General features: G+C 40.8%; 39 protein-coding genes and 10 tRNA genes. 38 read left to right on the top strand and 11 right to left on the bottom strand.

All coding sequences use genetic code 11. The features are described from left to right. The first annotated feature begins 5 nt into the window (after positions 1-5). On the top strand, positions 6-746 hold the full coding sequence (locus ACKRAT_RS09650) for an ABC transporter ATP-binding protein (protein ID WP_411842231.1): 741 nt from the start codon (positions 6-8) through the stop codon (positions 744-746). Beyond that, positions 739-1941 (top strand): ABC transporter permease, encoded by a 1203-nt coding sequence (locus ACKRAT_RS09645; protein WP_411842230.1) that lies wholly within the window; start codon positions 739-741, stop codon positions 1939-1941. The genes ACKRAT_RS09650 and ACKRAT_RS09645 overlap by 8 nt, the downstream gene beginning before the upstream one ends. Before the next feature lie 12 nt (positions 1942-1953). On the opposite strand, the gene ACKRAT_RS09640 is transcribed toward ACKRAT_RS09645, so the two are convergent. Beyond that, positions 1954-2490, bottom strand: a complete 537-nt coding sequence (locus tag ACKRAT_RS09640; RefSeq protein WP_411842229.1) for a hypothetical protein — start codon at positions 2488-2490, stop codon at positions 1954-1956. 165 nt (positions 2491-2655) lie between these two features. Here ACKRAT_RS09640 and hemE point away from each other — a divergent pair, with 165 nt between their 5' ends. The 4 genes from hemE to ACKRAT_RS09620 all read left to right on the top strand — a co-directional run bounded on the left by hemE (position 2656) and on the right by ACKRAT_RS09620 (position 7048). Then, positions 2656-3681 (top strand): uroporphyrinogen decarboxylase, encoded by a 1026-nt coding sequence (gene hemE, locus ACKRAT_RS09635; protein ID WP_411842228.1) that lies wholly within the window; start codon positions 2656-2658, stop codon positions 3679-3681. 5 nt (positions 3682-3686) lie between these two features. Continuing rightward, the gene (hemH, locus tag ACKRAT_RS09630) at positions 3687-4604 is read left to right on the top strand and encodes a ferrochelatase (RefSeq protein WP_411842227.1); all 918 of its coding nucleotides are present in this window, start codon (positions 3687-3689) and stop codon (positions 4602-4604) included. Positions 4605-4622: 18 nt separating this feature from the next. Then, positions 4623-5993, top strand: coding sequence for a protoporphyrinogen oxidase (gene hemY, locus ACKRAT_RS09625; RefSeq protein WP_411842226.1), 1371 nt, complete (start codon positions 4623-4625; stop codon positions 5991-5993). 65 nt (positions 5994-6058) lie between these two features. Next, a complete protein-coding gene (locus tag ACKRAT_RS09620; RefSeq protein ID WP_411842225.1) occupies positions 6059-7048 on the top strand; it encodes a lipoate--protein ligase in 990 nt (329 codons plus the stop codon). A gap of 60 nt (positions 7049-7108) precedes the next feature. On the opposite strand, the gene ACKRAT_RS09615 is transcribed toward ACKRAT_RS09620, so the two are convergent. Further along, the gene (locus tag ACKRAT_RS09615) at positions 7109-7333 is read right to left on the bottom strand and encodes a hypothetical protein (protein WP_411842224.1); all 225 of its coding nucleotides are present in this window, start codon (positions 7331-7333) and stop codon (positions 7109-7111) included. 214 nt (positions 7334-7547) lie between these two features. On the opposite strand from ACKRAT_RS09615, the gene ACKRAT_RS09610 reads away from it, so the two are divergent. From ACKRAT_RS09610 to ACKRAT_RS09600, 3 genes are all read left to right on the top strand, one after another. Further along, positions 7548-8144 (top strand): competence protein ComK, encoded by a 597-nt coding sequence (locus ACKRAT_RS09610; protein WP_411842223.1) that lies wholly within the window; start codon positions 7548-7550, stop codon positions 8142-8144. 87 nt (positions 8145-8231) lie between these two features. Then, positions 8232-8306 (top strand) — tRNA-Asn (locus tag ACKRAT_RS09605). Position 8307: 1 nt separating this feature from the next. Next, positions 8308-8394: transfer RNA gene (locus ACKRAT_RS09600), tRNA-Ser, on the top strand. 164 nt (positions 8395-8558) lie between these two features. On the opposite strand, the gene ACKRAT_RS09595 is transcribed toward ACKRAT_RS09600, so the two are convergent. The 3 genes from ACKRAT_RS09595 to ACKRAT_RS09585 all read right to left on the bottom strand — a co-directional run bounded on the left by ACKRAT_RS09595 (position 8559) and on the right by ACKRAT_RS09585 (position 10802). After that, positions 8559-8696, bottom strand: coding sequence for a hypothetical protein (locus ACKRAT_RS09595; RefSeq protein WP_411842222.1), 138 nt, complete (start codon positions 8694-8696; stop codon positions 8559-8561). A gap of 607 nt (positions 8697-9303) precedes the next feature. Next, on the bottom strand, positions 9304-9807 hold the full coding sequence (locus tag ACKRAT_RS09590; protein WP_411842221.1) for a GNAT family N-acetyltransferase: 504 nt from the start codon (positions 9805-9807) through the stop codon (positions 9304-9306). 146 nt (positions 9808-9953) lie between these two features. Further along, a complete protein-coding gene (locus ACKRAT_RS09585; RefSeq protein ID WP_411842220.1) occupies positions 9954-10802 on the bottom strand; it encodes a VOC family protein in 849 nt (282 codons plus the stop codon). Between the two features lie 139 nt (positions 10803-10941). On the opposite strand from ACKRAT_RS09585, the gene ACKRAT_RS09580 reads away from it, so the two are divergent. Then, positions 10942-11292 (top strand): winged helix-turn-helix transcriptional regulator, encoded by a 351-nt coding sequence (locus tag ACKRAT_RS09580; RefSeq protein ID WP_411842219.1) that lies wholly within the window; start codon positions 10942-10944, stop codon positions 11290-11292. Positions 11293-11607: 315 nt separating this feature from the next. On the opposite strand, the gene ACKRAT_RS09575 is transcribed toward ACKRAT_RS09580, so the two are convergent. The 3 genes from ACKRAT_RS09575 to ACKRAT_RS09565 form a co-directional block, all read right to left on the bottom strand. Further along, a complete protein-coding gene (locus ACKRAT_RS09575; RefSeq protein WP_046790213.1) occupies positions 11608-11847 on the bottom strand; it encodes a tyrosine-type recombinase/integrase in 240 nt (79 codons plus the stop codon). Between the two features lie 134 nt (positions 11848-11981). Continuing rightward, entirely contained in the window at positions 11982-12608 is a 627-nt protein-coding gene (locus tag ACKRAT_RS09570; protein ID WP_411842218.1) for a DUF4352 domain-containing protein, read from the bottom strand. 206 nt (positions 12609-12814) lie between these two features. Continuing rightward, complete coding sequence (locus ACKRAT_RS09565) at positions 12815-13381, bottom strand: thermonuclease family protein (RefSeq protein WP_411842217.1); 567 nt, start codon at positions 13379-13381, stop codon at positions 12815-12817. A gap of 138 nt (positions 13382-13519) precedes the next feature. Between ACKRAT_RS09565 and ACKRAT_RS09560 the strand changes: the two genes are divergently transcribed. Further along, positions 13520-14263, top strand: coding sequence for a MerR family transcriptional regulator (locus tag ACKRAT_RS09560; protein ID WP_411844439.1), 744 nt, complete (start codon positions 13520-13522; stop codon positions 14261-14263). Between the two features lie 55 nt (positions 14264-14318). Here the strand turns inward: ACKRAT_RS09560 and ACKRAT_RS09555 are convergent, their stop codons facing one another. Beyond that, positions 14319-15854 carry an FAD-dependent oxidoreductase gene (locus tag ACKRAT_RS09555; protein ID WP_411842216.1) on the bottom strand — a complete coding sequence of 512 codons (1536 nt, stop codon included), beginning with the start codon at positions 15852-15854 and terminating at the stop codon, positions 14319-14321. Positions 15855-16034: 180 nt separating this feature from the next. Here ACKRAT_RS09555 and ACKRAT_RS09550 point away from each other — a divergent pair. From ACKRAT_RS09550 to ACKRAT_RS09515, 8 genes are all read left to right on the top strand, one after another. Beyond that, a tRNA-Met gene (locus ACKRAT_RS09550) sits at positions 16035-16108 on the top strand. A gap of 20 nt (positions 16109-16128) precedes the next feature. After that, positions 16129-16204, top strand: a tRNA-Asp gene (locus ACKRAT_RS09545). 24 nt (positions 16205-16228) lie between these two features. After that, positions 16229-16301 (top strand) — tRNA-Phe (locus ACKRAT_RS09540). Positions 16302-16314: 13 nt separating this feature from the next. Further along, positions 16315-16387 (top strand) — tRNA-His (locus ACKRAT_RS09535). A 25-nt stretch (positions 16388-16412) separates the two neighbouring features. After that, a tRNA-Gly gene (locus ACKRAT_RS09530) sits at positions 16413-16486 on the top strand. A 9-nt stretch (positions 16487-16495) separates the two neighbouring features. Continuing rightward, a tRNA-Asn gene (locus ACKRAT_RS09525) sits at positions 16496-16570 on the top strand. Position 16571: 1 nt separating this feature from the next. Continuing rightward, positions 16572-16643: transfer RNA gene (locus ACKRAT_RS09520), tRNA-Glu, on the top strand. Between the two features lie 44 nt (positions 16644-16687). Further along, a tRNA-Ser gene (locus ACKRAT_RS09515) sits at positions 16688-16775 on the top strand. A gap of 57 nt (positions 16776-16832) precedes the next feature. On the opposite strand, the gene ACKRAT_RS09510 is transcribed toward ACKRAT_RS09515, so the two are convergent. Further along, positions 16833-17858: a tyrosine-type recombinase/integrase gene (locus ACKRAT_RS09510; RefSeq protein WP_411842215.1), complete on the bottom strand. Its 1026-nt coding sequence runs from the start codon at positions 17856-17858 to the stop codon at positions 16833-16835. Between the two features lie 13 nt (positions 17859-17871). Beyond that, a complete protein-coding gene (locus ACKRAT_RS09505) occupies positions 17872-18501 on the bottom strand; it encodes a LexA family protein (RefSeq protein WP_411842214.1) in 630 nt (209 codons plus the stop codon). 271 nt (positions 18502-18772) lie between these two features. Between ACKRAT_RS09505 and ACKRAT_RS09500 the strand changes: the two genes are divergently transcribed. The 19 genes from ACKRAT_RS09500 to ACKRAT_RS09410 all read left to right on the top strand — a co-directional run bounded on the left by ACKRAT_RS09500 (position 18773) and on the right by ACKRAT_RS09410 (position 26757). Next, on the top strand, positions 18773-19006 hold the full coding sequence (locus ACKRAT_RS09500; RefSeq protein WP_411842213.1) for a DUF739 family protein: 234 nt from the start codon (positions 18773-18775) through the stop codon (positions 19004-19006). 14 nt (positions 19007-19020) lie between these two features. Next, positions 19021-19758, top strand: coding sequence for a phage antirepressor KilAC domain-containing protein (locus ACKRAT_RS09495; RefSeq protein ID WP_411842212.1), 738 nt, complete (start codon positions 19021-19023; stop codon positions 19756-19758). A gap of 5 nt (positions 19759-19763) precedes the next feature. Continuing rightward, complete coding sequence (locus ACKRAT_RS09490) at positions 19764-20039, top strand: hypothetical protein (RefSeq protein WP_046790580.1); 276 nt, start codon at positions 19764-19766, stop codon at positions 20037-20039. A 2-nt stretch (positions 20040-20041) separates the two neighbouring features. Then, positions 20042-20224, top strand: coding sequence for a hypothetical protein (locus tag ACKRAT_RS09485; RefSeq protein WP_411842211.1), 183 nt, complete (start codon positions 20042-20044; stop codon positions 20222-20224). Then, positions 20221-20424 (top strand): hypothetical protein, encoded by a 204-nt coding sequence (locus tag ACKRAT_RS09480; RefSeq protein ID WP_411842210.1) that lies wholly within the window; start codon positions 20221-20223, stop codon positions 20422-20424. The genes ACKRAT_RS09485 and ACKRAT_RS09480 overlap by 4 nt, the downstream gene beginning before the upstream one ends. Further along, positions 20421-20663, top strand: coding sequence for a hypothetical protein (locus tag ACKRAT_RS09475; protein WP_411842209.1), 243 nt, complete (start codon positions 20421-20423; stop codon positions 20661-20663). Before ACKRAT_RS09480 ends, ACKRAT_RS09475 begins: the two co-directional genes overlap by 4 nt. Further along, complete coding sequence (locus tag ACKRAT_RS09470; RefSeq protein WP_411842208.1) at positions 20663-20887, top strand: hypothetical protein; 225 nt, start codon at positions 20663-20665, stop codon at positions 20885-20887. Before ACKRAT_RS09475 ends, ACKRAT_RS09470 begins: the two co-directional genes overlap by 1 nt. Next, positions 20888-21070 carry a hypothetical protein gene (locus tag ACKRAT_RS09465; protein WP_411842207.1) on the top strand — a complete coding sequence of 61 codons (183 nt, stop codon included), beginning with the start codon at positions 20888-20890 and terminating at the stop codon, positions 21068-21070. Continuing rightward, entirely contained in the window at positions 21054-21266 is a 213-nt protein-coding gene (locus ACKRAT_RS09460) for a hypothetical protein (RefSeq protein ID WP_411842206.1), read from the top strand. Before ACKRAT_RS09465 ends, ACKRAT_RS09460 begins: the two co-directional genes overlap by 17 nt. A gap of 5 nt (positions 21267-21271) precedes the next feature. After that, positions 21272-21439 carry a hypothetical protein gene (locus ACKRAT_RS09455; RefSeq protein ID WP_411842205.1) on the top strand — a complete coding sequence of 56 codons (168 nt, stop codon included), beginning with the start codon at positions 21272-21274 and terminating at the stop codon, positions 21437-21439. Positions 21440-21513: 74 nt separating this feature from the next. Further along, positions 21514-23472 (top strand): AAA family ATPase, encoded by a 1959-nt coding sequence (locus ACKRAT_RS09450; RefSeq protein ID WP_411842204.1) that lies wholly within the window; start codon positions 21514-21516, stop codon positions 23470-23472. A 26-nt stretch (positions 23473-23498) separates the two neighbouring features. Then, positions 23499-23702, top strand: a complete 204-nt coding sequence (locus ACKRAT_RS09445) for a helix-turn-helix domain-containing protein (RefSeq protein WP_411844438.1) — start codon at positions 23499-23501, stop codon at positions 23700-23702. Next, the gene (locus ACKRAT_RS09440) at positions 23695-24621 is read left to right on the top strand and encodes a recombinase RecT (protein ID WP_411842203.1); all 927 of its coding nucleotides are present in this window, start codon (positions 23695-23697) and stop codon (positions 24619-24621) included. The genes ACKRAT_RS09445 and ACKRAT_RS09440 overlap by 8 nt, the downstream gene beginning before the upstream one ends. 11 nt (positions 24622-24632) lie before the next feature. Next, positions 24633-25337, top strand: a complete 705-nt coding sequence (locus ACKRAT_RS09435) for an MBL fold metallo-hydrolase (RefSeq protein WP_411842202.1) — start codon at positions 24633-24635, stop codon at positions 25335-25337. Between the two features lie 3 nt (positions 25338-25340). Next, positions 25341-25541 (top strand): hypothetical protein, encoded by a 201-nt coding sequence (locus tag ACKRAT_RS09430; RefSeq protein ID WP_411842201.1) that lies wholly within the window; start codon positions 25341-25343, stop codon positions 25539-25541. Then, on the top strand, positions 25542-25874 hold the full coding sequence (locus ACKRAT_RS09425) for a hypothetical protein (protein ID WP_411842200.1): 333 nt from the start codon (positions 25542-25544) through the stop codon (positions 25872-25874). It begins immediately after the preceding gene. Next, entirely contained in the window at positions 25875-26093 is a 219-nt protein-coding gene (locus ACKRAT_RS09420) for a hypothetical protein (protein ID WP_411842199.1), read from the top strand. Continuing rightward, complete coding sequence (locus ACKRAT_RS09415) at positions 26081-26548, top strand: hypothetical protein (protein ID WP_411842198.1); 468 nt, start codon at positions 26081-26083, stop codon at positions 26546-26548. Before ACKRAT_RS09420 ends, ACKRAT_RS09415 begins: the two co-directional genes overlap by 13 nt. Then, complete coding sequence (locus ACKRAT_RS09410; protein WP_411842197.1) at positions 26545-26757, top strand: hypothetical protein; 213 nt, start codon at positions 26545-26547, stop codon at positions 26755-26757. Before ACKRAT_RS09415 ends, ACKRAT_RS09410 begins: the two co-directional genes overlap by 4 nt.

The following is a 26757-nucleotide window of genomic DNA, read 5'->3' as shown; positions in this document are numbered from 1 at the left end:
CGGTTATGGTACTGCAAATAGAGCACTTAACAGGCGGGTATTCAAAGACGCCTGTCATAAATGATATATCACTGAATATAAACAAAGGTGAAATCGTCGGCCTTATCGGACTGAATGGTGCGGGTAAGAGTACGACGATCAAACATATACTCGGCCTTCTGAGACCGCATTCGGGCGAAATCCGAGTGGATGGCATTACTATAAACGATGATACCGAAGGGTATAGAAGACATCTGGCATATATTCCCGAAACACCGGTATTATATGAAGAGCTGACTTTGAAAGAGCATATCCACATGACCGCGATGGCCTACGGCATCGATGAAGAGACAGCGTTGAAAAGGGCGGAGCACCTGCTCAAAATATTCAGGCTGGATACTAAGATCAATATGTTTCCGACGCATTTCTCAAAAGGGATGAAACAGAAGGTGATGCTGGTTTGTGCATTTTTGGCAAAACCGGATTTATATATCATCGATGAACCATTTTTAGGACTGGATCCATTGGGGATAGATTCCCTGATCGAGTTGATGGTTGAAGAGAGAAATGATGGGCGGTCCATATTAATGAGTACGCACATTTTGGCTACGGCTGAAAAGTATTGTGATCGCTATGCAATCATTGACAGCGGGGAGATGATTGCAGACGGAAGTCTGGATGAATTGAGGGATGAATTCAATATGCCTGAGGCATCATTGGATGAAGTTTATCTGAAGATTACAGGAGGCGGCATAGACAATGCCTGATAATCTTTTTAAACCAAGGATGAAAGCCGACATCGAGCGCCGCAGCTATTACAGTAAATTCATATTCAACAGTCATTTTCTGATTTTTCTTACGCTTGCCGGCGGTGTGTTCCTCTATACACTGCTTGGCGTCCTGCAGACACTGGAACCATCGTTATGGCTGGATATGATCGCTGCACTGCTCATGAGCATACTTTTATTACCGGGATACCGTTCACTCCTTAAACCGGCCGACGGATTATTTTTACTCCCTTATGAAAGCCGGATGGCTTCATATTTCAGGGATTCCAGCCGGTATTCTTTAATGCTCGGTGTATCGAAAATCATTACAGGGGCAGTAATTGCCCTTTTGATTTTGATGGTAGGCCACACCCCTTTGACCATTGGATTGTTCATACTGTTATCTTTCCTCCACTATATCGCCAACTTCCATATAAAAAGGAGTGCCATCAATACTGAAATACCGGGAACCGCAGTACTGATCACACTTTTTGCCGTCAATATACTCAGTCTGATGCTCCTGCTTCAGCATCCATTCTGGCTGGTACTGTCCATTGTCCTGCTGCTTCTGATGAGTAGATATGTAAAAGGGCGGGAACACCAAAATCTGGACTGGTACGCCTATATAAAACACGAAGAAGTACAGCTCAACCGTTATTATAGAAATGTATCAATGTTTACAAATGTCAGCCATATTGAAAAACAATTTAAAAGAAGAAAGTATTTAGATCCGCTGTTATGGAAACCGAAAGGCAAATCATTTAATAAAGAAAAAATGTATGAATTCCTGTTCTACAGAACATTTGCGCGGGATTATGATCTGCCGATGATCATATTGAGGCTCCTCATATTATTCGGAGTAGTGATGATATGGATAGGCAACATATATCTGTCCATCGTCATCGCACTGTTCGGCATATATGTCATCGTGCTTCAGATGTCTCAAATATATTCTGCCCAGGCATATCTGCTTTGGCCGAAAGTATGGCCGGTGGAGAGGGTCTTCATACAAAAGAGCTATGTCACATATTCCCATAAAATGGTGTTTGCCATATCGGTGATATTCAGCATCATTTTTGGAATCGTCCATCCTGCATTTATCTATATCGCGATTATTTTCCCTGTGTGGGGATATTTGACGAACAGGGTATTCAGCAAAACTGTATATAAAAAAGAACAAGAATTAAGCGACTGATTTGGCAGTCGCTTAAAATTCTTGTTCAGGGTCTTCGGTATTTTCCTCATTATCTTTCATAGGAAGGAAAAACTTAGTGGAAATTGACTGATGGAATAAAGATTCCGCAGTCCGGAATTTCTTCAGCGCTTCAGTGCTGAGATAATTCCTGTAATCATCCGTCTCTTTGAAATCATTGTACGTTGATGCTGCCGCCCACTGGATAAGTACAGCATATGATTCGTCGTTGACGGATTTGCCAATTCTATATGACATCACACCATTGACCTTCTGTAATTTTTCATTCAGGTCTGACAGATGGCCAAGCATCACTCCTGTTTTATTTTCGGCGATCGGAATGAAATGGACTGAAGTGGCATTGTTCTCACCGAGGTCGCCATCCGAGTGGTCTACAGTATAGGAATGCCGCGAACTGAAAATGGAATCCTTGCTGTCATCTTCGTAATAAAGCATTGCATCCTGTCCCATTGCACCGATGTGGACTTCGGGGTGCTTTTGTTTTATTCCTTCCATGTAGGTTATCGTTCCTGTTGTTAAATGTAATTGCATTATGTTCACCTCTTAAATAGTCTTAATACGTATATACCTTAAATCAAGATACAGTAAACGCACTCTAAATAAATCGATTTTTTGACATTATGCATGTAATTAATAATTATTATCAACAGTATGTTAAAATATTGAGTGATATATAGAATATTGGAGGAAAATACATTGTTCAATGATACTATCATCAAAGCGGCAAGAGGGGAAAAGACCGACTATACACCTGTCTGGTTTATGAGACAGGTCGGCCGGAGCCAGCCTGAGTATAACAAGGTCAAAGAAAAATACTCTCTCATGGAAATTACGCATCAGCCAGAGCTGACTGCATATTTAACGGCGACACCGGTGGAAAACTATAATGTGGATGCAGCTGTCCTCTATAAAGACATCGTTTCACCACTTGCACCAATCGGAATCGATGTTGAGATAAAGGCAGGGGTAGGTCCTGTAATCCACAATCCTATCAGGGATATAAGGGATGTTGAAAAGCTTGGTGAACTCGATCCGTATAAAGATCTTGATTATGTGTACAAAACGATAGAAATTTTGACTAAGGAAAAATTAAACGTTCCTTTAATCGGTTTTTGCGGGGCGCCATTCACAGTGGCCAGCTATATGATCGAGGGCGGTCCTACTAAAAACTATCACAAGACTAAAACAATGATGTATAATCAGCCGGAAACATGGTTTAAACTCATGGAAAAACTGACTGATATGAGCATTCGCTATTTGAAAGCCCAGGTTGAATCCGGCGCAAGTCTCATTCAGATATTCGACTCATGGGGCGGCGCTTTGAACAAAGCGGATTACGCACGTTACCTCGCACCCTATATGAATCAGATAATCGACAGCATCCGGGCGATGGGTGTTCCCGTCATCGTCTTCGGCATCGGTGCTTCCCATCTGATACCGGAATGGAACAAGCTGCATATGGACGTAATGGGACTGGACTGGAGAACATCCATTGCAGAAGCACGCAAACAGGGCGTGAAGAAAGCACTTCAGGGCAACCTGGATCCCGCTCTGCTGCTTGCTGACTGGAATGTCATAGAGGAAAGAACGAAACAGATATTGGATCAGGGTAACAATGAAGGGCATATCTTTAACCTGGGACATGGTGTATTCCCTGAAGTAAACCCTGAAACTTTAAAACAGCTAACTAAATTCGTACATGAATACAGCAAAGGAAAGTGATTTGAATGACTGTGAAAAAAGGACTATTAGTTATGGCGTACGGCACGCCTTATAAAGAAGAAGATATTGAACCGTATTACACACATATCAGACATGGCAGAAAGCCATCTGAAGAAGCACTGCAGGATTTAAAAGACCGTTATGAAGCCATCGGCGGCATCTCACCGCTTGCCGATACGACTAAAAAACAGGCGGAAACATTGGTCAATAAACTGAATGCTTCACAAAACAATGTAGAATATGAGCTGTTCATCGGACTTAAGCACATTGATCCATTCATTGAAGATGCGGTTGAATCCATGAGTAACCATGGAATTAAAGAAGCGGTATCTGTTGTGCTCGCACCGCATTACTCAGAGTTCTCCGTCGGTTCCTATAACAAGAGGGCGAAAACCGAAGGCGAAAAGTATGGCATCGATATAAAATCTGTCGAGTCATTTTATGAGCAGCAGCCATTTATCGATTTCTGGACAGAAGCTGTGAAATATTCCATTAATGAAATACCTGCAGAGGAACTATCAAAAACTGCAACGATCGTGAGCGCACACAGTCTGCCGGAGAAGATTAAAGAACATAATGATCCATATCCGGATCAGCTGGAAGAAACAGCAGCACTGATCAAAAAGAATGCCGGACTGGAAAATGTCCATGTTGGATGGCAGTCTGAAGGCAATACGCCGGACCCTTGGCTGGGACCGGATGTTCAGGATTTGACGAAGGAACTATATGATAAGCACGGCTATGAGCATTTCATCTATCTCCCTGTCGGCTTCGTGTGTGAACATTTGGAAGTACTTTATGACAATGATTATGAATGTAAAGTCGTCTGTGACGAAGTGGGTGCAGGGTATCATCGTCCTGCAATGCCGAATACGGATGATCGCTTTATCCAGGCGATGATTAACGAAATTAACAAACTGTAGTAAAGAAGGCTGATTAAAGTGAAGAAAGTTGCCATTATCGGAGCGGGAATTACAGGACTCTCAGCAGCATATTATTTATCAAAGCAGGATGATCTTGAAATAGATCTATTCGAAAAAGATAATCGTGCCGGCGGCAAAATCAAAACACATCGTCAGGACGGATTTACGATTGAACTGGGACCTGAATCTTATTTGGCGAGAAAGGAAATTTTGACAGAACTTGCCGAAGAAATCGGAATGGGGGATGACCTGGTCAGAAACTCAACCGGTCAGTCCTATATTTATTCAAACAATAAATTATCTCCACTGCCAAAAGGGGCTGTGCTGGGCGTACCGACAGAACTCAGACCGTTTCTGACTACAGAACTTGTTTCAGCCAGCGGTAAGTTGAAGGCCGGACTTGACCTGCTGAAGAAACCTGCACCGCTGTATACGGATGTGTCAGTGGGCAGTTTCTTTAGAAGAAGATTGGGGGACGATGTGCTTGAAAATATGATTGAGCCCCTCCTCTCCGGTATATATGCGACGAATATTGACGAGCTGAGCCTAATGTCCACTTTCCCTTACTTCAAGGAAAGAGAAGAAAAATACGGCAGTCTGATTAAAGGCGCAATTGCAGAAAAACCGCAGCAATCCTCACAGCCCGCAAAGAAAAAGCAGGGACAGTTTCTGCAATTTAAAAATGGGCTGCAATCCTTTATCGATCATCTTCTTGAAGTGATTATTGAAAAGGGCGTAGATGCAAGGTTCAACATGAATGTTGAATCCATTGTTAAAAATGGCAGCTCTTATACGATTGAAGTGAACGGTGAAAGTAAGAAATATGATAATATCATCATCGCGACACCGCACTTCCAGTATAAGAGATGGTTCAATGATCTTCCTTTGGAATACTTTAAGCATATGGGAGCCACGAGCGTGGCAACTGTCGTCATGGCATTTGACAGTAAACAGGTGAAGAATGACATTGATGGCACAGGATTTGTAGTGTCCAGAAGAATGGATACGTCAATTACGGCATGTACCTGGACGAACAAGAAGTGGAAACACTCCACACCGGCAGGAAAGGCACTGCTGAGAGCTTATGTGGGAAGACCGGGAGACTTTATCGTAGGCGAAAAAAGCGACGATGAGATTGCCCGTCTGGCAAGAAAAGACCTCGATAAAATCATGGATTTAGAAGGAGAGCCGGAATTCACAATAGTAACGAAACTCGAGCACTCCATGCCGCAGTATAAAGTGGGGCATAAATCCAGAATTGATGCGATTCATAAATATATGGCAGAACATTATCCAGGCATCATACTTACAGGCGCTTCACACTATGGAGTCGGTTTGCCGGATTGTGTGAGCCAGGCGAAAGATGCAGCAGACCAGATAACTAAATAAATGGAAAGTTATGGCCAGGATGTTATTATAATAATATCTGGCCATTTTTTAAGGAGGAAAATATCGTGAAGTTTATATCAAATAATAACATCACAGATCCGATGATTAACTTAGCAATGGAAGAGTATGTACTTCGGGAAATACCGACTGATGATTCATACTTTCTTTTTTATGTGAACCAGCCATCGATTATCATCGGGAAGAACCAAAACACTATCGAAGAAATAAATGAACCCTATATTAAAGAGCATGGCATTAAAGTAGTGCGCCGGGTTTCCGGCGGGGGAGCAGTATACCATGATAAAGGGAACCTGAATTTCAGCTTTATTACAGAAGATGACGGTAACAGTTTCCATAACTTCAGTAAGTTCACTCAGCCGATTGTCGATGCACTGAATGATATGGGAATCCCAGCTGAGCTGTCAGGCAGAAATGACCTTGAGATTAATGGTAAAAAAGTATCAGGTAATGCCATGTTCAGCCAAAAGGGCAGGATGTTCTCGCATGGCACACTGATGCTGGACAGTGATATCTCAGAAGTTCAGAACGCACTGAAAGTCAATCCTAAAAAAATTGAATCAAAAGGGGTTAAATCTGTCAGAGGCCGTGTGGCTAATATTAACGATTTCATGGATGAAAATTTGGATATAGAAAAATTCAAGCAGAAAATTTTGGAGTATATATTTGATGGTGAGGAGAACATCGAAGAATATGTACTTACAGAAGAAGATTGGAATAAGATTTATAAACTTTCTGAAGAAAAATATCAGACCTGGGACTGGAATTACGGTAAAAACCCTAAATATAATTATAATGTGTCGCATAAATTCACGGCAGGACTGCTTGATGTTAGATTGGATGTCAAAAAAGGAAGGATTGAGCATGCTAAAATTTTCGGTGATTTCTTCGGTGTCGGTGAAGTTGACGTAGTCGAAGAGAAATTAATCGGAGTGGAGCATAATAGAGATGCGATTGCAGAAGCATTAAAAGATGTGGATATTTCTCACTATTTAGGGCGCATTACCAGAGAAGAATTACTGGAACTCATCGCATAATATAAATAAGCTGACTTTAAATTATGTACATTGTACATGTAAAGTCAGCTTTTATTATTTCTACTCATTGTCATTTGTATCTTCATCAGTCAATTCCTTTAACAATTTTGTGTAAGTCATGAACTTTTCCTTGTCTTTTTCCAAGAGCGCTTCCTCGATCTTATCATTGTAAAGCTTACGATTATATTCGTCCATCGCTTCCTGGAGCAGCAGTTCAGCAGAGAGGTCGTTAATTGTGTTAATGAAGACACGCAACTGGTTTACTGGATATACTTGTTTGTTCATCACTAAATCCCCCTTCATCAATTGGTTGTTACAAATTATATAACACGTTTTAGGGTTGGTCAAACAGTGTTTTGAATATTTAGACTATTTATTAATGTAAATTTACAACTTAAAGTATATAATTAACCAATTTTTAATTTATTTTTATTTTTGTTAACAATAAAGTTAACATGTGATATGATATATTTAGAATATTTAAACAGGGAGGATCAACATGAATCGACTCCAATATCAAATACATGAAGAAACGATGTATGTTGTATCAATTAATAACAATGGTATTGTAGAAAGCAGGATTGGTGAAACTTATGGAGATAGTCTGGAATGCAGACTGACTCCAAATAAGGTAATAGAGAGAAATTGCCGGAACCATTCTCAAAACTATATAGCGAGGAAAGATCTGACTAAATCATTAACAAGCATTACCAGCAAAATACCTGTAATTATAGATTTATTTGGGTCCTACATATATTTCTGCACACATTCGGACAGAGTACGTGAGAACAACTGGTTCAATATAAAACATATACAATCGTATTGGGATAATAAAGGAATGACCCGCATACAGTTTTCCAATAATGAAGAATTGGAAGTGGATATCTCTTATTCTTCATTTAATAATCAATATTTGAATGCACTTAAATTACATTACCGATTTAATCAACAGAAAGAAAAATATCAAAAGAAAGAGGCAGGGATGCATTTTCAGTATCCTTCACTGGGGAGGGGAGATACAGCTCAAATTAATGAAACGATCTACCATTCTTACATAAATTATATCAATGGCCTGCAAGCGAGGGATAGAGTGTAAATTGAACATAAAACTTATTGATAAAAGGTTGAAAAACTTTGTGGGAATAGATATAATTGTAAATGTTCGATTGAAAAATAACATTGTTCCACAGTAGCTCAGTGGTAGAGCTATCGGCTGTTAACCGATCGGTCGTAGGTTCGAGTCCTACCTGTGGAGCCATGGAGATGTACTCAAGTGGCTGAAGAGGCGCCCCTGCTAAGGGTGTAGGTCGTTCTGCGGCGCGAGGGTTCAAATCCCTCCATCTCCGTTTTATAATTTCTCACAACTTATCAGTTGTGAGATTTTTTATTTATATTAAATTTAAAAAATAAAATACTCAATTCAGTAAGAGGTCCAGTAATAGAGACAGAAAAAGCCAGCCATGGTGTACTTCCATTGGCCAGCTGGTAGCATAATATTTCACAGCGGTTTCTATTCTTCGGAGTTTTCTTCTGTAGTCGGTTCTTCGTTAGATGCTGGTTCGTCTGACGGTGCCGGTTCTTCATCTGTCCCGCATGCGCCCAGGATCAACACAGTGGAAAATCCACTTGCAAGCAAGAATTTTTTCATGAAATCCCTCCTATATATTAGTTTATACCCGCCCCTACACTTATTTAAAGTAATGGACGGGATAACTGAGTGGAAAAATAGAATTATAATGTTTATGAGTCCTTTCAAATATGATCAGGTTATGATAATCAGAACGATTAAAATCATTCGAAACGGCACTATCACAGGTTTAATTATTTGATAATTTATAAAAATACGATTAAAATTAAATGTATAGAGGCGTGATTGGGAGGGATACCTATAAAGAAATTCAGGATTATTTATAAAAATCGTATGAGACAGACGATTTATACCAATATCCATACATTGGATAGTTTAAGGAAAGATATTAAAAAGGCCAAAGAGGAAGGCAAGGGCCACCTCATGCTTAACGGAAATGAAATTTTTCCTCTTCAGGTTAAGAAAGTTAAAGAAATTAAATAGTCTTATCTTACATTTATTTGGATAACACCATCCAATATTAAAGTGGGAACGACTGGAATTCTAAATTGACATCAATATATGAAACAGCCTTTATGTATAGAATCTACCATCATAATCAAAAATGACCAATCTCAATATAAAGATTAATCTCAACTAAATATTTAGGATTTTATCGTTCTTCTTTTTATTCTTTTTCAATCCATTCACTTTTTAATATAGACATAAATGCAGCATCTCTATATTTCCCTTTTGCATAAAAGTGTTCTCTTAGAACACCCTCAGTTTTAAAACCTTGCTTTTCGTATATTTTAACTGCTTTTTCATTTTCAGTATCTACATATAGATATACTTTATGCATATTCAGCACCTCAAAAGCATATTTTGTTGCTTCTTTGAATGCGAATTTAGCAAAACCATTTCCACTAAACTCAGGTTTAATGATAATCATTATTTCACAATTGCGATGTTTGAAATCTATAAAATCGAGATCCACAATTCCAACTAAGTCACTTTCATTCTCTATAATGAACCTTCTTGCAGACTCATTTGAATTATTGTTCTGATAAGCTTCTTTTAATTTTGCCAATGAGTTGTATGGCTCTTCAAACCAATATGACATTATGGAGTAGTCATTGGCGAGTCCATGTATAAATTCCAAATCTGTTTCTTCCAGCGGACGTAGTTTCATGATTGCCTCCTGAATATTTTAAAAGTTTTTCATTCATAAATTCATATCACTATATTAACAGTTAATACACTGGAATAGTAATACAGGCTAAAAAAGCTATCCTTTTTCTTCTGAAAGGATAGCTTTTTTGAAATATTAATCTAAATTTAAAATGCCATTTCTACGCGATTGCCTGAGGGATCCATAGAGAAAACCTTGTCATTTTCTGTTGTTACGGTAAAGCCATTGTCTTCAAGTCTCGAAATCGCTTCATTCCGTGATGTTTCATCAGGATATCTTAATAGATAATGATTCAGTCCGACGCTGTTTTCCTCAGGTATGGGAGCGCCTCTGCCATTCCAGATATTAATAGCAATATGGTGATGGTATTTTTCAGTGGACATGAACATGGCCTGACCTGCAAAGTCCAATACCACTTCAAGACCGAGACCTTCAGTATAGAATTTAACGGCAGCGTCCATATCTGAAACATGAAGATGAAGGTGGCCCATAATCGTATCTTTTGGCATGCCGTTCCATTGCTGGTCAGGATTGAAATTCTTTAAAAGGGTTTCGAAATCCAACGGTTCAGTCGTCATCTCCACTTTGCCATTTTGCCAGTTCCATTCTTCATCCGGACGATCGATATAAATTTCAATACCATTTCCATCCGGGTCATTTAAATATAGTGCTTCACTGACTCTGTGATCGGCAGAACCGAACCGGACATCCTTATGTGCAAGGTGCAGAGTAATTGCGGCAAGATCAGTCTTACTCGGCAGCAATATCGCGAAATGGTATAACCCTGAAGTTCTTCCTTTTGGGATTGTATTCTCGGGCTGATATAATGACAGGATACTTGTTTCCCCGTCTGTAGTCAGACTTGCTGATTGTTCATTTTTATCCAATACTGAGAATCCCAGTGTTTCTGTATAAAATTCGAGGGCTTTCTCCAGGTTGGAAACATTTATTTTAACGTGCTCTACATGCGTTGCAGGTGCTTTGTGGAATTTCATAATTATAGCCTCCAAGTGATTTATCAAGTTACTTTATGTAACATAGTATATAATAAATAATTAATGATGTAAAGGAATATAATTTCATTTAATTATAAAGTGATTTATGGTATAATACTGTCAAAGGAAGTGATTAACAATGAAACAATCAACAATTTGTCCAAGGTTTGAAAAAGCTGTTTCATTGCTCAGTCAGAGGTGGACAGCACTGGTGATCTATCAGATGCTGGATGCACCACAACGATTTGGTGAAATACAGTCTGCCATCGGTGTCAGCGGAAAGGTGCTCTCCGACAGGCTTAAAGATATGGAGCAGGAAGGGCTCATTAAAAGAGATGTCTATCCGGAAACTCCTGTCGTGATAGAATATTCCCTTACAGATAAAGGCCGCTCACTTGAGCCGGTCCTCAGAGATATTGAGCAATGGTCCCAGGATTGGATTCCGCCCAAAGAAGTGGATGCACCAGAAACGAACCAGACTCAGCATTAGCAGTAAGCGTGTCATTCATCATGTTAAGTGATGAAGATGACACGCTTATTTTATTTCAGCCGCTGTAGATTGTCGATATATTATAGTAGTAATAATGATATGAAATAATATTAAATCAATAAGTTACATGAGTTTAAGAACTTTAAAACGTTGATATTATAGGCTTTGGCGTTTTATCCTTCCGTGCCAGTAAGCAACCGTTCATTATATTTTAGTCACATTGCAGTCACAATGCAGCGAGTGCTTTCAGCGCTTTTTCCTCTTCCAGATCTTCCTTCTCTTTTATCAGATGACTGTAGACCCTCAGAGTGATGTTTACGTTTTTGTGCCCAAGCCGCTTGCTGATGTAGTGTACGACACATCTTTAAAAATAAGCAGACTGCAATGTGTATGGCGCAGTCCGTGGAAGCCGATCTCTTTTATTTTTATCTCTCTGCACAACTTCTTCAAATAGTACCCCATCGTGCCGGCTTTAATTGATGAGCCGCGATCTCTGAATACATAGCCGTTCATATTCCGAGGCAGGGCAGCGATAAACGTTTGGATTTCTTTCATGTCTCATGCCGTGACTTTGACTGTCCGGGCTTACACTCCCTGGGTGGGCATACATATTTTTTAATCAACGAACATCCACAATATCGCCTATATAGACATAACAAAACCGCCCCGAGAGGCGGTTACTTTAAAGGTTAGTATAAATTAAAATCTACTGTTTCGTTAGAGAACATATTATCTTTATATCTTAATGTTAAATCTTCATCACCTTTCGGTACTTCAAAAACAACGGTGCCTGACACATTCCCGCCAGGGGCCAGAGCCCCCGAACTTAGTTGCTCTCCAACACCATCAAGTGAGACGGTTCCGAAAGTGTCAGTGATGTTGCCATTCCCATCCTGTAATTCAAAGTTTAAAGCATTATAATTAATTTCTTCATCTGATCCATTTACTATATCAAGATTTATAATGACAAATTCATAACCCTCTTTTACTACTTCAAATTCCCCCGGTTGGCGTTTTTCTACATTAGTGACAGTGATCTGTTTGCCATCAATATCTGCGGTATCACCAACGCTGTACTCTTGTGCTTCGGGTGCTGTTTCTTCTTCAGTAGTCTCTTCGGATTCTTCCTTTGTTGCTTCCTCAGTCGTTTCTTCTGTAGACGTTTCTGATGATGCAGTTTCTGAATCCTCTGTAGTAGATGTATCTCCGCCACCACTAAATGCAGCGGTACAGGCCCCGAAAAGAATCAGTACACCGATAATAATAGCCGCCCATTTTAGACAGCCGCCTTTTTTCTTTTGCTTTTCTTCTTTCATATGTAATACCTCCTAAATATTGTTAAATTAATTGTACCATGAATTTACTTATAGTAAGTAGTGAATTTTATAATATTAACTTGGACTTGCTATGCTGGTGTTTTTTTGGTCACAGAGCAGTCACCAAATCCGCGCCAATACTGGTGCTATGCACGGCGTTCATGTTATTAAATAATATAAAAACCCTTTGGAATCGATCCAAAGGGTTAATTACTGTCTGACCAGATCCCGATATTTTCTGCCTGCGCTTCTTCTTGAGCAGCATTAAGAATATCGACATGTGTGTCATTGGGTGGGTTAACATACTTCACTTCAGCCAGGCCTTCCCGCACCAGTGTCTCATTGATCATCTCACCATCTGCATAAACATAGGCCAGATATCTGTCATAGTCATCCTGATTGGGCCCCTCATCAAACTCCACTTCGATTTTTTCCGCATTTGATAAAAGCTCTTTTGTACGCCCGGAAGCTTCTTCGCCATAGGGTTCTTCACCATGCCTGGAATGTCTGGACTCAGGTGTATCAATTATCAGATATCTGAAACTTTCATTTGATCCATTGTAATTAAAACGTGTCGTATCGCCGTCGATGAATTCTGCCACAGTCACTTCGATTCTGTCATCAGCTTCCTCATTGCCGGAAGCTTCTTCTTCAGTCCTTTGCTCCCGGGGCTCTTCCTCCATCACTAAAGTAGAGATCACAACAACAATTAATAATAGTATTATGGATGGGATTGTTAATTTCTTTTTTCGTCCGGCATTCTTTTTGGGCATAAAAAACATCCTTTAGTAAATAAAATCTTAACTATTATAATACAGTGTGAAAATAAATTATGGAATAAGAAAAAAATATAAATATAAATGTTGACCATGACGTAACGTGATACTCTATAGTTTTAATTGCAGGAGGAGATAGATATGAAAGTCAAAGAAGTCGCAGGTCTTGTGGGTGTCAGTGTCCGGACACTGCACCATTACGATAAAATAGGACTGCTTGAGCCGGATGAAGTGACTGAGACCGGATACAGGAAATACTCGGAAGAGGATTTGGAATTGCTGCAGCAGATTTTATTCTTCAAAAAGCTCGGGTTTTCTTTGGAGAACATCAAAAAAATGATTTATAATCCGCATTATAATCGTCAGGAAGCATTGGAAATGCAGAAAAGGATGCTTAAGGACGAAGCGGCCAAAATTGATCAGATGATTAAAACTATCGATAAGACACTTCTGCATATGAAAGGAAATATAGAAATGACGAATGAAGAAAAATTCGAAGGCATCGATTTTACAAACAATCCATATGAAGAAGAAGCAAGAGAAAAGTGGGGCAATGATGCAGTTGATGAATCAGAAAGACGCATTAACAGAATGGCCGGCCAGGATCAGGAAGAACTGAAACGCCGTTTTGATGAAATATACAAAAATATTGCTGAAATCAGGCATACAGATCCGGAATCTGAAAAAGCCCAAAAAGCAATAGAAGAATGGTATGAGTACTTGAATGATATAGGGAACTACTCACCGGAAGTTTTCATGGGACTTGGTCAGATGTATATTGCTGATGAAAGATTCACGAAAAATATTGATCAGTATGGTGAGGGACTCGCACAATTCATGAGCGAAGCCATGAGAGTATTTTATGAAAAGAGAAAATAAGTAATCCCCCTAAAGCAGTTCACTTTTTCAAGTGTCTGCTTTAGGGGGGTTATAATTATTCTTTTAAATTTTTAATTTCACTGTCAAGATTTTCAACGGCAGGTCCTTCAATAACCTCTCCTTTATAATTGAACCGTGAGCCATGGCATGGGCAGTCCCACGTCTTATCGTCCTGGTTCCAGCCAAGACTGCATCCCATATGTGTACAGCGGTTGTCGACGACGTAGCAGGCATCCTCATCTCTGTAAACACCTTTCTTCGTAACACCGTCGCTCACTACTTTGCCCTGACCTGCATCCAGCTCAACTTCTGTAATATCAGGGTGCTGTTTCATCATATTTTTAGCTTCAGATTCTGCTACATGCATCGGATTTGAAATATGCTGTTTAAGCTGCTGGAAGGTTCCTTTATTTCTGTGCGGACTCAGTAGATCAGTATATCTGTTATTATTCCCTTCAATTAAATCGCTGATTATCATTGAAGAAAGCACACCATTGGTCATGCCGTATTTGTTGAATCCGGTTGCTACGAACCTGTTGTTGTGTTCCCGGTCGAAATGACCGATGAAAGGGAGGGAGTCTGCCGTCATTAAATCCTGGGCTCTGTATGCATAAAGCGTTTCTTCATTGGTGGTTTTCTGATCGGCATAGAGTTTCAGTTTTTTGAGCTGTTCAGTCATATCTTTCATTTCATATGACATATGTCCCATACCGCCATACAGAATAGTCGGCTGTTCTCTGTTTGGGTTCATTATATTCCTGGTTGAAAGAGAAGCGCCGTCATACCCGTTAAGCGAAAGATTTTCAGATGGGGGAGTGGATGACGTTACAACAAGCCCGTATCCATAGCTGATTTTAAAACTGTTAAAGTATAAGCCGTCAAAATCAAGAAATGGAAAGTGGGTCGCAATTACGAGGGTATTAAATTTTATATTAATGCCTTCGGTTGTAGTTAATGTATCATCATCTGCGGATTCCCCGCGTGTCTCTTCATACACTTTAACGCCTTTTTCTTTCAGGACTTCCAGGATGCCATTTAAAAACTTGAGAGGGTGGTACTCAGCCTGATTTCTCATTACCAGTTCAGCTTTTGTTTCAAAAGGAAGGGTCAGCTCATTTTTGAATAAGGCGCCATCAATCCCGATATCATTATAAACTTCAGCTTCTTTTTCAAGATCTTTGATGGAGTCTTCGTAAACAGCATAGATGACACCATCAACTCTCCTGAAATCACAGTCGATGTCATGCTTATTAACTATACTTTCGATTTCATCAATTGCTTCCATTTGTGAATCATAATAAAGACGCGCCGAATCCTTATCTTTCTGCTTACTGATTTGACCGTAAAGCAATCCCTGCTGGGCCATAATTCGTGCAGTAGTATGCGCAGTGGTTCCACTCAGCACTGTGTTTCCCTCGATGACAGTAACTTCGTGACCGCGCATAGCGAGCTGATAGGCATTCATCAGACCACTGATTCCTCCGCCTACAACAAGTACATCTGTTTCAATATCCTTCTCGAGCGCAGAGAAGGAGGGTAGTTCAACAGAATCACTCCAAAATGAAATATTTTCATTCTTGAATTCACTCATTTTTAGCCTCCTAAAGTATTTCTAGTATTATACCCAATATGCATGTGTTGTACTTATACTCCATAGAGTTTTATGAAAGTGTAAATTTGGTATAACAAAGTTATAAAAAACACTTGAAATGAACTGATAAAACCTTTAGTATATATATCAGACGTTGAAAAACGAACTAAATACTATTAGCGCGGGATGGAGCAGTCTGGAAGCTCGTCGGGCTCATAACCCGGAGGTCGGTGGTTCGAATCCACCTCCCGCAATTTTTTTTGTTCTATATGAAGGTCCCGTGGTGTAGCGGTTAACATGCCTGCCTGTCACGCAGGAGATCGCGGGTTCAATTCCCGTCGGGACCGCCATTTTAAAAAATTTATACATAACAAGGTTCAGTAGCTCAGTCGGTAGAGCATGTGATTGAAGCTCACAGTGTCGGCGGTTCGATTCCGTCCTGAACCATATTGAAATTATGGCGGTTGTGGTGAAGTGGTTAACACACCGGATTGTGGTTCCGGCATTCGTGGGTTCGATCCCCATCAGCCGCCCTTATATTTAAATATTAATAATTTAGCGGGTGTAGTTAAATGGTATAACCCCAGCCTTCCAAGCTGATGTCGTCGGTTCGATTCCGATCACCCGCTCCATTTTAATATTCCACAGTAGCTCAGTGGTAGAGCTATCGGCTGTTAACCGATCGGTCGTAGGTTCGAGTCCTACCTGTGGAGCCATGGCCCGTTGGTCAAGCGGTTAAGACACCGCCCTTTCACGGCGGTAACACGGGTTCGAGTCCCGTACGGGTCATCATCCAGAAGTGAGCGTGCTCACTTCTGTTTTAATTAAAACATGGACAGTTGGCCGAGTGGCTTAAGGCGCACGCCTGGAAAGTGTGTAAACGGTAACCCCGTTTCGAGGGTTCAAATCCCTCACTGTCCGTTATAACCCCTTGAGACCATGCGGTTTTGAGGGGTTTTGTGCCATTTATGTGCCATTTTAATTTGCTTCCAGATATTCAACGATCTTTTTATCATCTTCCAATTCCCTCTCTTCCAACAGATGGGCGTACACCCGCTGGGTAATCTCCATGCTTGAATGCCCCAACCGCTTACTCATTGTTGATAGTAAAATACCCTCGTCCAGCATGATAGAGCAGAATGTGTGCCTTAATCCGTGTAATGTAATCCATTTATCCTCCGGGATATCTATGTGCTTCTGTGCGGTCCGCAGTGCTTTCAGACAGGCGTTGTGTGAAATGGTGAAGGGTGCACCGCTTATTCTGGTCGGGTGCCGGTCCAGTCTCTTTTTGATGTATGCAATATCTTTTCTGCTGACAGGCACGATGCGATCTGCGGTATCTGTCTTAGTGCCGGGCAGATGGATCTTATTATCCATTTGGATATCCTCATACTTCATGTTTGCCACTTCGCTGAAACGCGCCCCAGTCACCATCAATATATAGATGACCAGGTAAGACATTTCACTTCTCGTTTTTACATATGCTTTTAGATTCTCGAAATTCGTTCGACTTAGATACTTGGATTCTTCCGTTGCAGAAGGCTTCTTCCCTTTGACTACAGCCCCCTTTGCCGGGTTGCGGGCAATGATGCCCTCGTCATGTGCATGGTTGAAGGCCGCCTTCAGAAAATTGTTCAGCTTCCGTGTGGATTCCTGCGTTCTATTTTCAGCATACTTATTTAATAACCGCTGGTAGTCATTCTTGCGGACATCCTTTAATAATTTATCTTCTCCAAATTCCTCGATGAAAATATTCAAAGCGTTTAAATACCACTTATACGAACTCTTGCTGATATGTGGCTTCTTGTGAATGTCTACCCATTCCAGATAAAACTCTTTGAATTTAATGGCGTGGTCCAGCTGCAGACCCTGCTCATGATCATTAATGTATTTACGTGCCGCAGCTGTTGCCTCTCGCTTTGTGTTGAATCCACTCTTACGCTTACGCTTGTCGTTGATGTGGAGATCGTAGGCCCATTTGTCCTCTCTTTTGTAAATTCTCATGATAGTAGCCTCCTTAAAATTTCCTGTGCATACCGATCACTTTTCCAATGATGCATACTTCATCTTGATTATTATAAATCTGCGGATCGTGTTCCGGGTTGTCTGATTGTGGCATTAAGACGATGGAATCATTTACATATTTAATCTGCTTCAGAGTGGCATTATAACCATTTACCATGACCACGCCCATTTCGCCATTCTCTACAATGGAATCCTTCTCGATAATCACAATGTCATTTTCTTTAAATTCTTTATTCATGCTGTCGCCGGAAACAATTAAACCAAACACCTCTTTACCGGGTCTTACTTCATCGGCCGGCAGATATATGTAGTCTACAATATTTTGCTCGCTGTAGATCGGCATACCCGCAGAGACTTTGGAAAGTACAGGAATAGTGGAAACTTGGATGGTAGTTGGCGCCGTTATATCTTTTTTCGCTACGTTGTAACCCATTAGCCACTCACTTCTTACGCCTAGCACTTTAGCGAGGTCATATACTTTATCCTGCTTCGCTTCATATCTCCCTTTTAAGTAATCAGTGATTGATCCTCTACTGATCCCAGAGCGTTTAGATACTTCCGCTTGTGATAACCCACTCTCCTTTATCGCCTGTTTCAATCTTTCTTGAAAAATATTTTCCATAATTTTTTTGCCCCTCTCTTATATAGGTAAGAATACCACATGTACGGAAAAATGAACAGTATCTGTTCGGAAAACTTTTAAAAAGATGTTGCAATAATTGTACAGTTAATGTAGCATAGGGTTTGTAAGGAAATCCGAACAAAAAGTTAGTCGCTGATATGATGGATAATAAGCGAGAGCGAGCGATGATATGAGCCGCGCCTTAATACATGAATGGTCATTGCCACGCGTTGTCCATGATATGAGCGACTAACAGAAAAGAGGTGAGAAAATGGCTGAACAATTTGATTACGATGCGTTGCTTAAACGTATGGAGGAATACCGCTACTCGCAAAGCAGGTTGGCGAGAGATATGCCAATCAGCAGAACGTCAATGAGTGCAAAAATGCATAACAAAAATGCATTCACTCAATGGGAAATTAGACGTATTTGTCAGTTGTTAGAAATCCCAGATGAAGAAGTAGGGAAATATTTTTTTAACAAAGTTGTACGGAAATCCGTATAAAGGAGGCGAAGTGAATGGAACAGTTACAAGTTGAAAACAAACAAACTTTAATACCAGTGACTGAAAACGAAGAAGGTCAGCTTTTCATTAGTGCTAGAGAACTTCATGAATTCCTCGAATCGTCAGAAAGATTTTCAAAATGGTTTATCCGCATGATCAGTTACGGCTTTGTTGAAAATGAAGATTTTACAAGTGGTCAAAAAAGTACGGTTGTAAATAATGGTGCTTTAAGGAAACTGGAAGACTTTAATTTAACAGTTGACATGGCCAAGGAAATATCAATGATCCAACGGAATGAAAAAGGCAAGCAGGCCAGACAATATTTTCTGCAGATAGAAAAGGCTTGGAACAGCCCGGACATGATTATGAAAAGAGCGCTTCAAATTGCAGATAAGAAAGTTATGAAACTAGAAGAAAAGATTCAACTCGATAAACCGAAGGTGCTTTTTGCAGATGCAGTGGATTCCAGTACATCATCTATTTTGATTGGTGAACTCGCAAAGTTGATTTCTCAAAACGGATATGACATTGGACAAAATAGACTGTTTGAATGGTTGAGGAAAAATGGTTTTCTGATCCGTAAGAAAGGCGAGTCATTCAATCTACCCACTCAACGCAGCATGGATATGGGGTTGATGGACATAAAGAAAAGGACAATCAACAATGCTGACGGTTCCATTAGAACGACAAGAACAACAAAGGTTACCGGTAAAGGTCAGCAATACTTCATCAATAAGTTTCTAGGAGAGTGATCTAAATGCTCATAGACGAACAGGCATTCAAGCAACTCATTCATGAAGCGGTCAAAGAGGCATTGCCACAACAAGCGCAGCGTGAGTATCAGGAGTACGCAACGATCAACGAATTCCTCGAAATCAGTGGCATGAAAGAGACGTGGTTCCGGGATAACGTCCTGTCACACCCAGACTTCAAAGAGTGTGTGTTCCGACCCGGCAACAAGTATTACATCCACGTCAGTAAAGGCCTGGCAAAACTGGAACACATATTAAGGGATCTGGAAAGAGGTGCATGACAATGGGAGAAAACCAAATCTGCATTATCTTCGGTACGGTACTCGGCATTGTACTCACACTCACGGCGCTCGGCATATTGCCCGGAAAAATATTAGTCATCGGCTTCCTGGTGACACTGTTTATCTTGGTCCCGACCGGCATGATTGTATCAGCGAAATATGAAAATTGGAGGACGAACAAATGAAGAAAACATTCATCGAAGTATCAAATGAAAAGTTCGAAAGAGTATGCGAGAGCGCACTGAAGTTGAAGGACATCTACGGCACAGATTACGGCACATCTTATGAAACATTCGATCAATCGAAAGGGTACGGTCACATGATCTTTAAGAACAAGCAGGAAGCCATGGCGTATCTGAAAAATAAAGGAGTGGCAGTGGAATGAAGAAATTAATCATCGGAACAGCGGTCATTGTTGCAACTGGACTCATCGCAAAGAAGTTGAATAAGAAACGGCCTGGCATTCGTATATCCGAACATGGAATTTCTGGATTGAAATGGGAGCGAGGACCAGGTGGTTTATCAACGCTACTCAACACTAAAGACATTGCAGATGCAATCGAACGACAAAAACACCTAGAGAGGATAAACAGAAAAATCGCATTAGGAAGGATAGATTTCTAATGAATAAGAAGGAACTAATAACTCAACTGGAACACATCATCGAAACGCTGAAAGAAGAGGATGTAATCATCAACCGGGTGTCATTCGATCACTCGCCATTTTATGAAGTTATAAAAGGTCACGACGGAGATGGACGAACGGGTACTTACGTCACTTTTAAAGGCGGCGAAGACTTCGATATTCACATCGATCTGGAACACCGCATCGAGAAAGAGGTGGAGTAAATGTCAGTCGAATATATCAAAGTACCTTACAGCCTATTCAAATCAATGGTGCTGGAAGCGAAAGAGAAGGACGTTCAAATATTTGAAACAGAAAGTGACCTGCGCGTTATTAATGAACGCCTGGAACACAGCGAGGAAGCTTATGAGAAGTTGAAGGAGGAATTGGATGCTCAAAGAAATTGAAGCGGTCAACGCTGACACTGGCACGAAGGAACATTTTGAACTGCACAAGGTCAATCAGGACAAACGCGGAAAGATTAAGTCAGTCGAATTATTCCAGAACGGCGAACTCGTCACTTACTTTAAAACCGGTACGATGCTTTTCTATTCAAGCACCAAAGCAGTGAGCATACCAGCGTATGAACTTGAAGGGAGGTGATGACGATGATAGAAGAAATTCTCAAGCAGAAAGCTGAAGTGGATAAGTTGGATGAGGAGTATTTGGAATCTCTTGAGGGATTCGATGGTTTTGAACAAACGGAGGGAATGATGGAGGTGTATGACGCAGATAGAAAATATATTCAAATGCTAGAGATAGAACTCGGCATATAAAAACGCCACTGCTACCAACAGCGGCGAATAAGCAAATAATATTATACCGGAATTATAACATGGAGGGCTAATAAATGAAATTACGATTACAAGCACTCGACATCGTCGACTTCGCAGGCATCAAACATCAGACATTCGAGTTTGAAGGCAAAGATGCCAAGATCTACGGCGACAATGCCACAGGTAAGACTACAACAGCGCTCGCGCTTTACTGGTTACTGTTCGACAAAGGTCTGGAATGGCAGAAAGTCGACATCGTACCGAAAGATGAAACCAACCAGCACATCCATGAAAAGGTGCCAAGAGTGTCCGCCATTTTCGACATGGACGGCACTGAACTCAAACTCCAGAGAGAATCCCATCCCAATTATGAAAAGGTCGAAGGCTCCACCAAGAAGCACTACAAAAACTCCAGGACCACAAAACAGTACATCGACGATGTGCCGTTCCCAATTACGAAATACAAAGCAGAAATCAATAAGATCATCGATGAAGAAGTATTCAAACTCGTCACCAACCCGGATGCCTTTCCGCAACTCCATTGGGAGGACAAGCGCAAGATGCTATTTGAAATCACTGGCGACATTACAGATGAACAGGTGATTGAATCCAGTAAAGAGTTAAAGCCGCTGCTCGAAGTTATTAATAACCGCACGATAGAGGACCATAAGAAGGTCATCAGCGAGAAGTTAAAGAAGGCAAAAGAGGACCTGGAACATATTCCCGTTAAGATCAATACGCTCAATGAGCAGCTGCCGGAATCATCTGCAGACGTTGATATCAATAAAGTCAATAAACAGATCGAAACCCTCCAGGAAGAGATTACGGACCTGGAAGACAAGCGCAGCCAAGCCAGGAACGGTGGGGCAGTCACAGATATTAAACGGTTGATCTCTGATAAACAATTTGAAATGGACAACATCAAGCGCAGCGTTGAAGGTGACACACTAGATAAAAAGAACGGTCTGCAGCGTAACCTGTCTTCACTCGAAAGTGACATCGATATTTTCAAATCACAGTATAAGCGAGTGGATAACGAGATTGAGAATCTGAAAAAGTCTCGAGAAAATGCTTTAAACGAATATCACGAAATCAAAAAAGAACGCGATGCCGTTGAAATTGAAAAGTTCAATGCGGATGTTACGGATACTTGTCCATCTTGTGGTCAGCCTTTACAGGACCACAAGGTCGAAGAAGCCAGGCAGCATGCAGAAGTAGCATTTAATCAAAAGAAGTCCCGCCGATTGGAACAACTGGATCAGGACCTGCAGAGACAGGTTAAAGCCGGCAGGGATATCGTCGCATCCATCGAAGCGAATAAAGCCAAATTGAATGATATTGATAACAGTCTGACGAATACGAAGCAGGAAATCAGCAAGGTATCAAAGCAGCTTGAAAAGGTCTCCGGAGCCGTTGTGAGCGCCGAAGACACCGACGAGTATGAAGCCTTACAGAAAGAGATTGAAGAGCTAGAAAGCAAGCTGACGAATGAACAGGCGAGTGTTTCCGAATCAGTCCAGACAATCGAATCAGACATCGAGAAAGCGAGAGCTGACCTGGATGCACAAAGAGAGCTTCTGGCAAATCATAAATCAACCGAACGTATCAAAACATCCATCCAGGAATACCACCAGGAAGAGGATAACCTGTTAGATCTGATCGAAGAATTGAAACATCAGAAATATATCATCGACGAATTCACGAAAACCAAAGTCAATCTGATTACCGAAAATGTCAATGGCATGTTCGACCTGGCACGATTCAAATTGTTCCATCAGCAAGTGAACGGTGACATTAAAGAGACGTGCGAGATCATGGTTGACGGTGTGACGTATGACGGTGGACTGAATAACGCTGCTCGTATTAATACCGGAATCGACATTATAAATACACTCTCGAATCATTTTGAGGTAGAGTGCCCGATGTTTATTGACAACGCCGAAGCAGTCACGCAACTAAAAGAAACAGACTCACAACAGATTGAGTTGATCGTTTCAGAGCGGGACAAAGATTTGAGGATGGAGTTGGTTTAACGGTGGACATCAATCAGACCGTCGCAATGAATATCAGAGCGATCCGCAGGCATCGAAAACTCACACAAAAAGAATTGTCAGAAAGGGTTGGAATATCCCGTGGGTATCTGGGCGACTTAGAAAAGAATCGTAAACACTCAATGTCATTAAGAACATTATCAGGCATAGCACAAAAGTTAGATGTACCAATCGAAGAATTAATAAAACAAAGGAGAATGAATAATGACTAAAAATGAAGTGCTCGTAAAAAACCAAAAGATGGGCGATAACGTCCTTGCCAGAGTGAAAGAACTTGAAGGGCAAGGCAACCTTAACTTCCCTGCCAACTATGCTCCAGAGAACGCAATGAAGTCGGCAATGCTTATCCTGCAGGACCTCAAAGGCTCTAAGAAAGACGGTTACAAGCCGGCATTAGAGTTTGTCAATCCAAACAGTGTCGCTAATGCGCTGATGGACATGGTGGTCCAGGGATTGAATCCACAAAAGAGCCAGGGGTACTTCATTGTCTACGGAGACAGGGTGCAGTTCCAACGCTCTTACCTCGGCACAATGTCAGTCACTAAACGTGTCACAGGCGCTAAGGAAATCAACTCGGAAGTAATATTCGAGGGCGATGACGTTGAGTACGAAACAATCAACGGTAAAATCACAAACCTCAAACACAAAACAAAATTCGGTAACAGAGATACAAAAAATATCATCGGCGCATATGCAACCATCGTCTTCGAAGATGAGAGCAAAAACTATACAGAGATCATGACTACAGATGAAATTGAAACGGCGTGGAAACAGTCGCAGATGGTGTATAACGGCGAGCTTAAAGCAGATGGCACACACAGGAAGTACCCGCAGGAGATGTCTAAGAAGACAGTCATCAACCGTGCATGTAAGAAGCTGCTTAATAGCAGTGATGACTCCAGTCTCTTGAAACAGCAGGTGTACAACAGTGACGAACGTCAGAGAAAAGAAATATTCGATGTTGAGGTTTCTGAAAATATGGCAACAGAAAATCTCGACTTTCCGGAAGAAACTGTGGATGCAGAGTTCAAAGAGGCTGACCAGGGACCGGAACCGATGCAGAAGCCAGTCGATTATGACGAAGAAACAGGAGAAGTTAAAGAAGACGATAAAGATGATAATCCATTTTAGGAGGAGTTGTCGTGCAAATTAAAACCATAGGCAGTGGATCATCAGGAAACGGATATTTCGTTTCCGATGGTTACACTCAAATACTCCTGGAAGCTGGAATTAAATTTGACAAGGTGCAAAAAGCATTAGATTTCAAAACTCGAAAAGTGTCAGCTTGCTTTATAACCCATAACCATTTAGACCACGCTAAATATACCGAAGATTATTTAAAGCACGGACTTGCATGCTACACAACGGCTGGGACGAGCCAGGCGCTCGGATTACAACACCATAGGCTTAAAATGATTGAGTATAAAAAAGTGGTGCGTGTTGGATCGTTGAGGATACTTCCTTTTGACACACAGCACGATGTCGCAGAGCCGTGTGGTTACCTCATACAAAGCGACAACGGCAGCAAGCTACTGTTTGCCACAGATACGTACCTGATTAAATACCGCTTTCCTGGTCTCACTCACATGCTCCTGGAGGTCAATCACGACTACGACTACATGATGGAACGTGTCGAGAGCGGCGCACTGCACAAGGCGCTTGCCAATCGGATCATGAAATCGCACCTCAATTTAGAGAATGCAATCAAATATCTGCAGGCAAGTGATTTATCGCAGCTGAAAGAAATCCATCTGATACACATATCTAAAGACAACGGATTGAAAAATAGATTCAAAGACGAAATACAAAAAGTGACTGGGGTGCCGGTCAAGATAGCGGGTGATTAAATTATGAAAAAGAGCAATCAGGAGTATGCGCTTTATAAAGGCGAGGATATTATCTGCATCGGTACAACGGCAGAGATTTCAGACTTCCAAGGCGTTCAAGAGAAAACAATCAAATTTTATCTCACACCGACCTATAAAAAGCGCATTGAGAAACGAAAGAAACCGAGGAACTATTTAGTTCTGGAAAGATTGGAGGATGATTAAATGATTAAAAAACCATCACATTCAAGGTGTGTGAGAGCACAAATGTTGGATGGATTTAGAGTTAAAGCGGGGTTTGTTTATGTGATTGATGGTATTTACATTGCTCTAATACCGCAGAGTCCTGATGGTGTCTTTGGTTTCGGTGTTACCGAAATGAGGACAGGCAGAAAGTTGATAAGTGATATAAAAGCACCGAATGCCGTTGACTTTGGAAAAAAAGATTCACACGTTTTGATGGATTCAATAATTGAGGATATCGTCGCTCCAAAGATACGTTGGATTGGTGCTGAAGCAGTAAATAAACAAATAGATAAATTTAAAGGTGTGAGTTAAATGTCTTTATTCACCGGCCTCTTACATCGCAAGCACCTTAATAAAGATGGTGAGAAGTTCGCAACGATGATACCAGGCACGGAAACAGTCAGTATTACACAGCACATGTATCACATGGTAATGAATCAGAAGCGTATGACGATGACTTACCCAGAGTATGAGCAATGGTTGAAAGACAATAATTATGAAGAGGTGGAGTCGAAACAATGGAAAAAATAATTGAAAAACTGAAAGACGAAGCACGTAGAAGTTGGAGGGGTCCAAAAGGTGAGGACAGGGCTAAGGACTTAGAGAAATACCTGAGGATCAAATTGGAAGAGTATTCTTCCGCTTTAGATACTTCTCAGGAGGAGATTTTAGAAAGGTGGGAAGAACTCAGAAGTTATTCCGCTATTAATTATTATCAGGAAGCTAATCAACCAAAACTAGATTCAGATAAAGTCAAAGTATTTGAAACAAAGACAGACATATTAATGTGGGCAGCAGGAAAAAAATTCAGTTGTCCAAAATGTTCAGGACATTCAAATAATCCAATAAAATGCGATAGACCAAATTGCGATTGGAAAGCTCATGGCTTATTCAAAACTTTAGGAGAAGGAATTTATGTATTCAGTAAAGCAGAAATGGCTGGTCAAGATATATTCGCACCGGTAGAAAGTGTGAGTGCTAAATGAAAACCACACCAAACCTAATTGACGGCGAACTGATGATTGTAGAACGTCACATGAGACTCTATGGATTGACTACGCGCATGTACTCGAAACAATCCTATGAGCGCAGTTTCATCCATGCAATGGGCAAGACGGTAGCACGAAATTATAAAACTAAATATGTGACAACATCTGAAACCAATGAACACTACATTTTGAGAGTGAGGAATTGA

The organism is Salinicoccus sp. HZC-1 (assembly GCF_046736035.1).
Taxonomy (GTDB): domain Bacteria; phylum Bacillota; class Bacilli; order Staphylococcales; family Salinicoccaceae; genus Salinicoccus.
The sequence above is the reverse complement of the archived record's forward strand: the minus strand, read 5'-3'. Positions and strand labels throughout refer to the sequence as shown.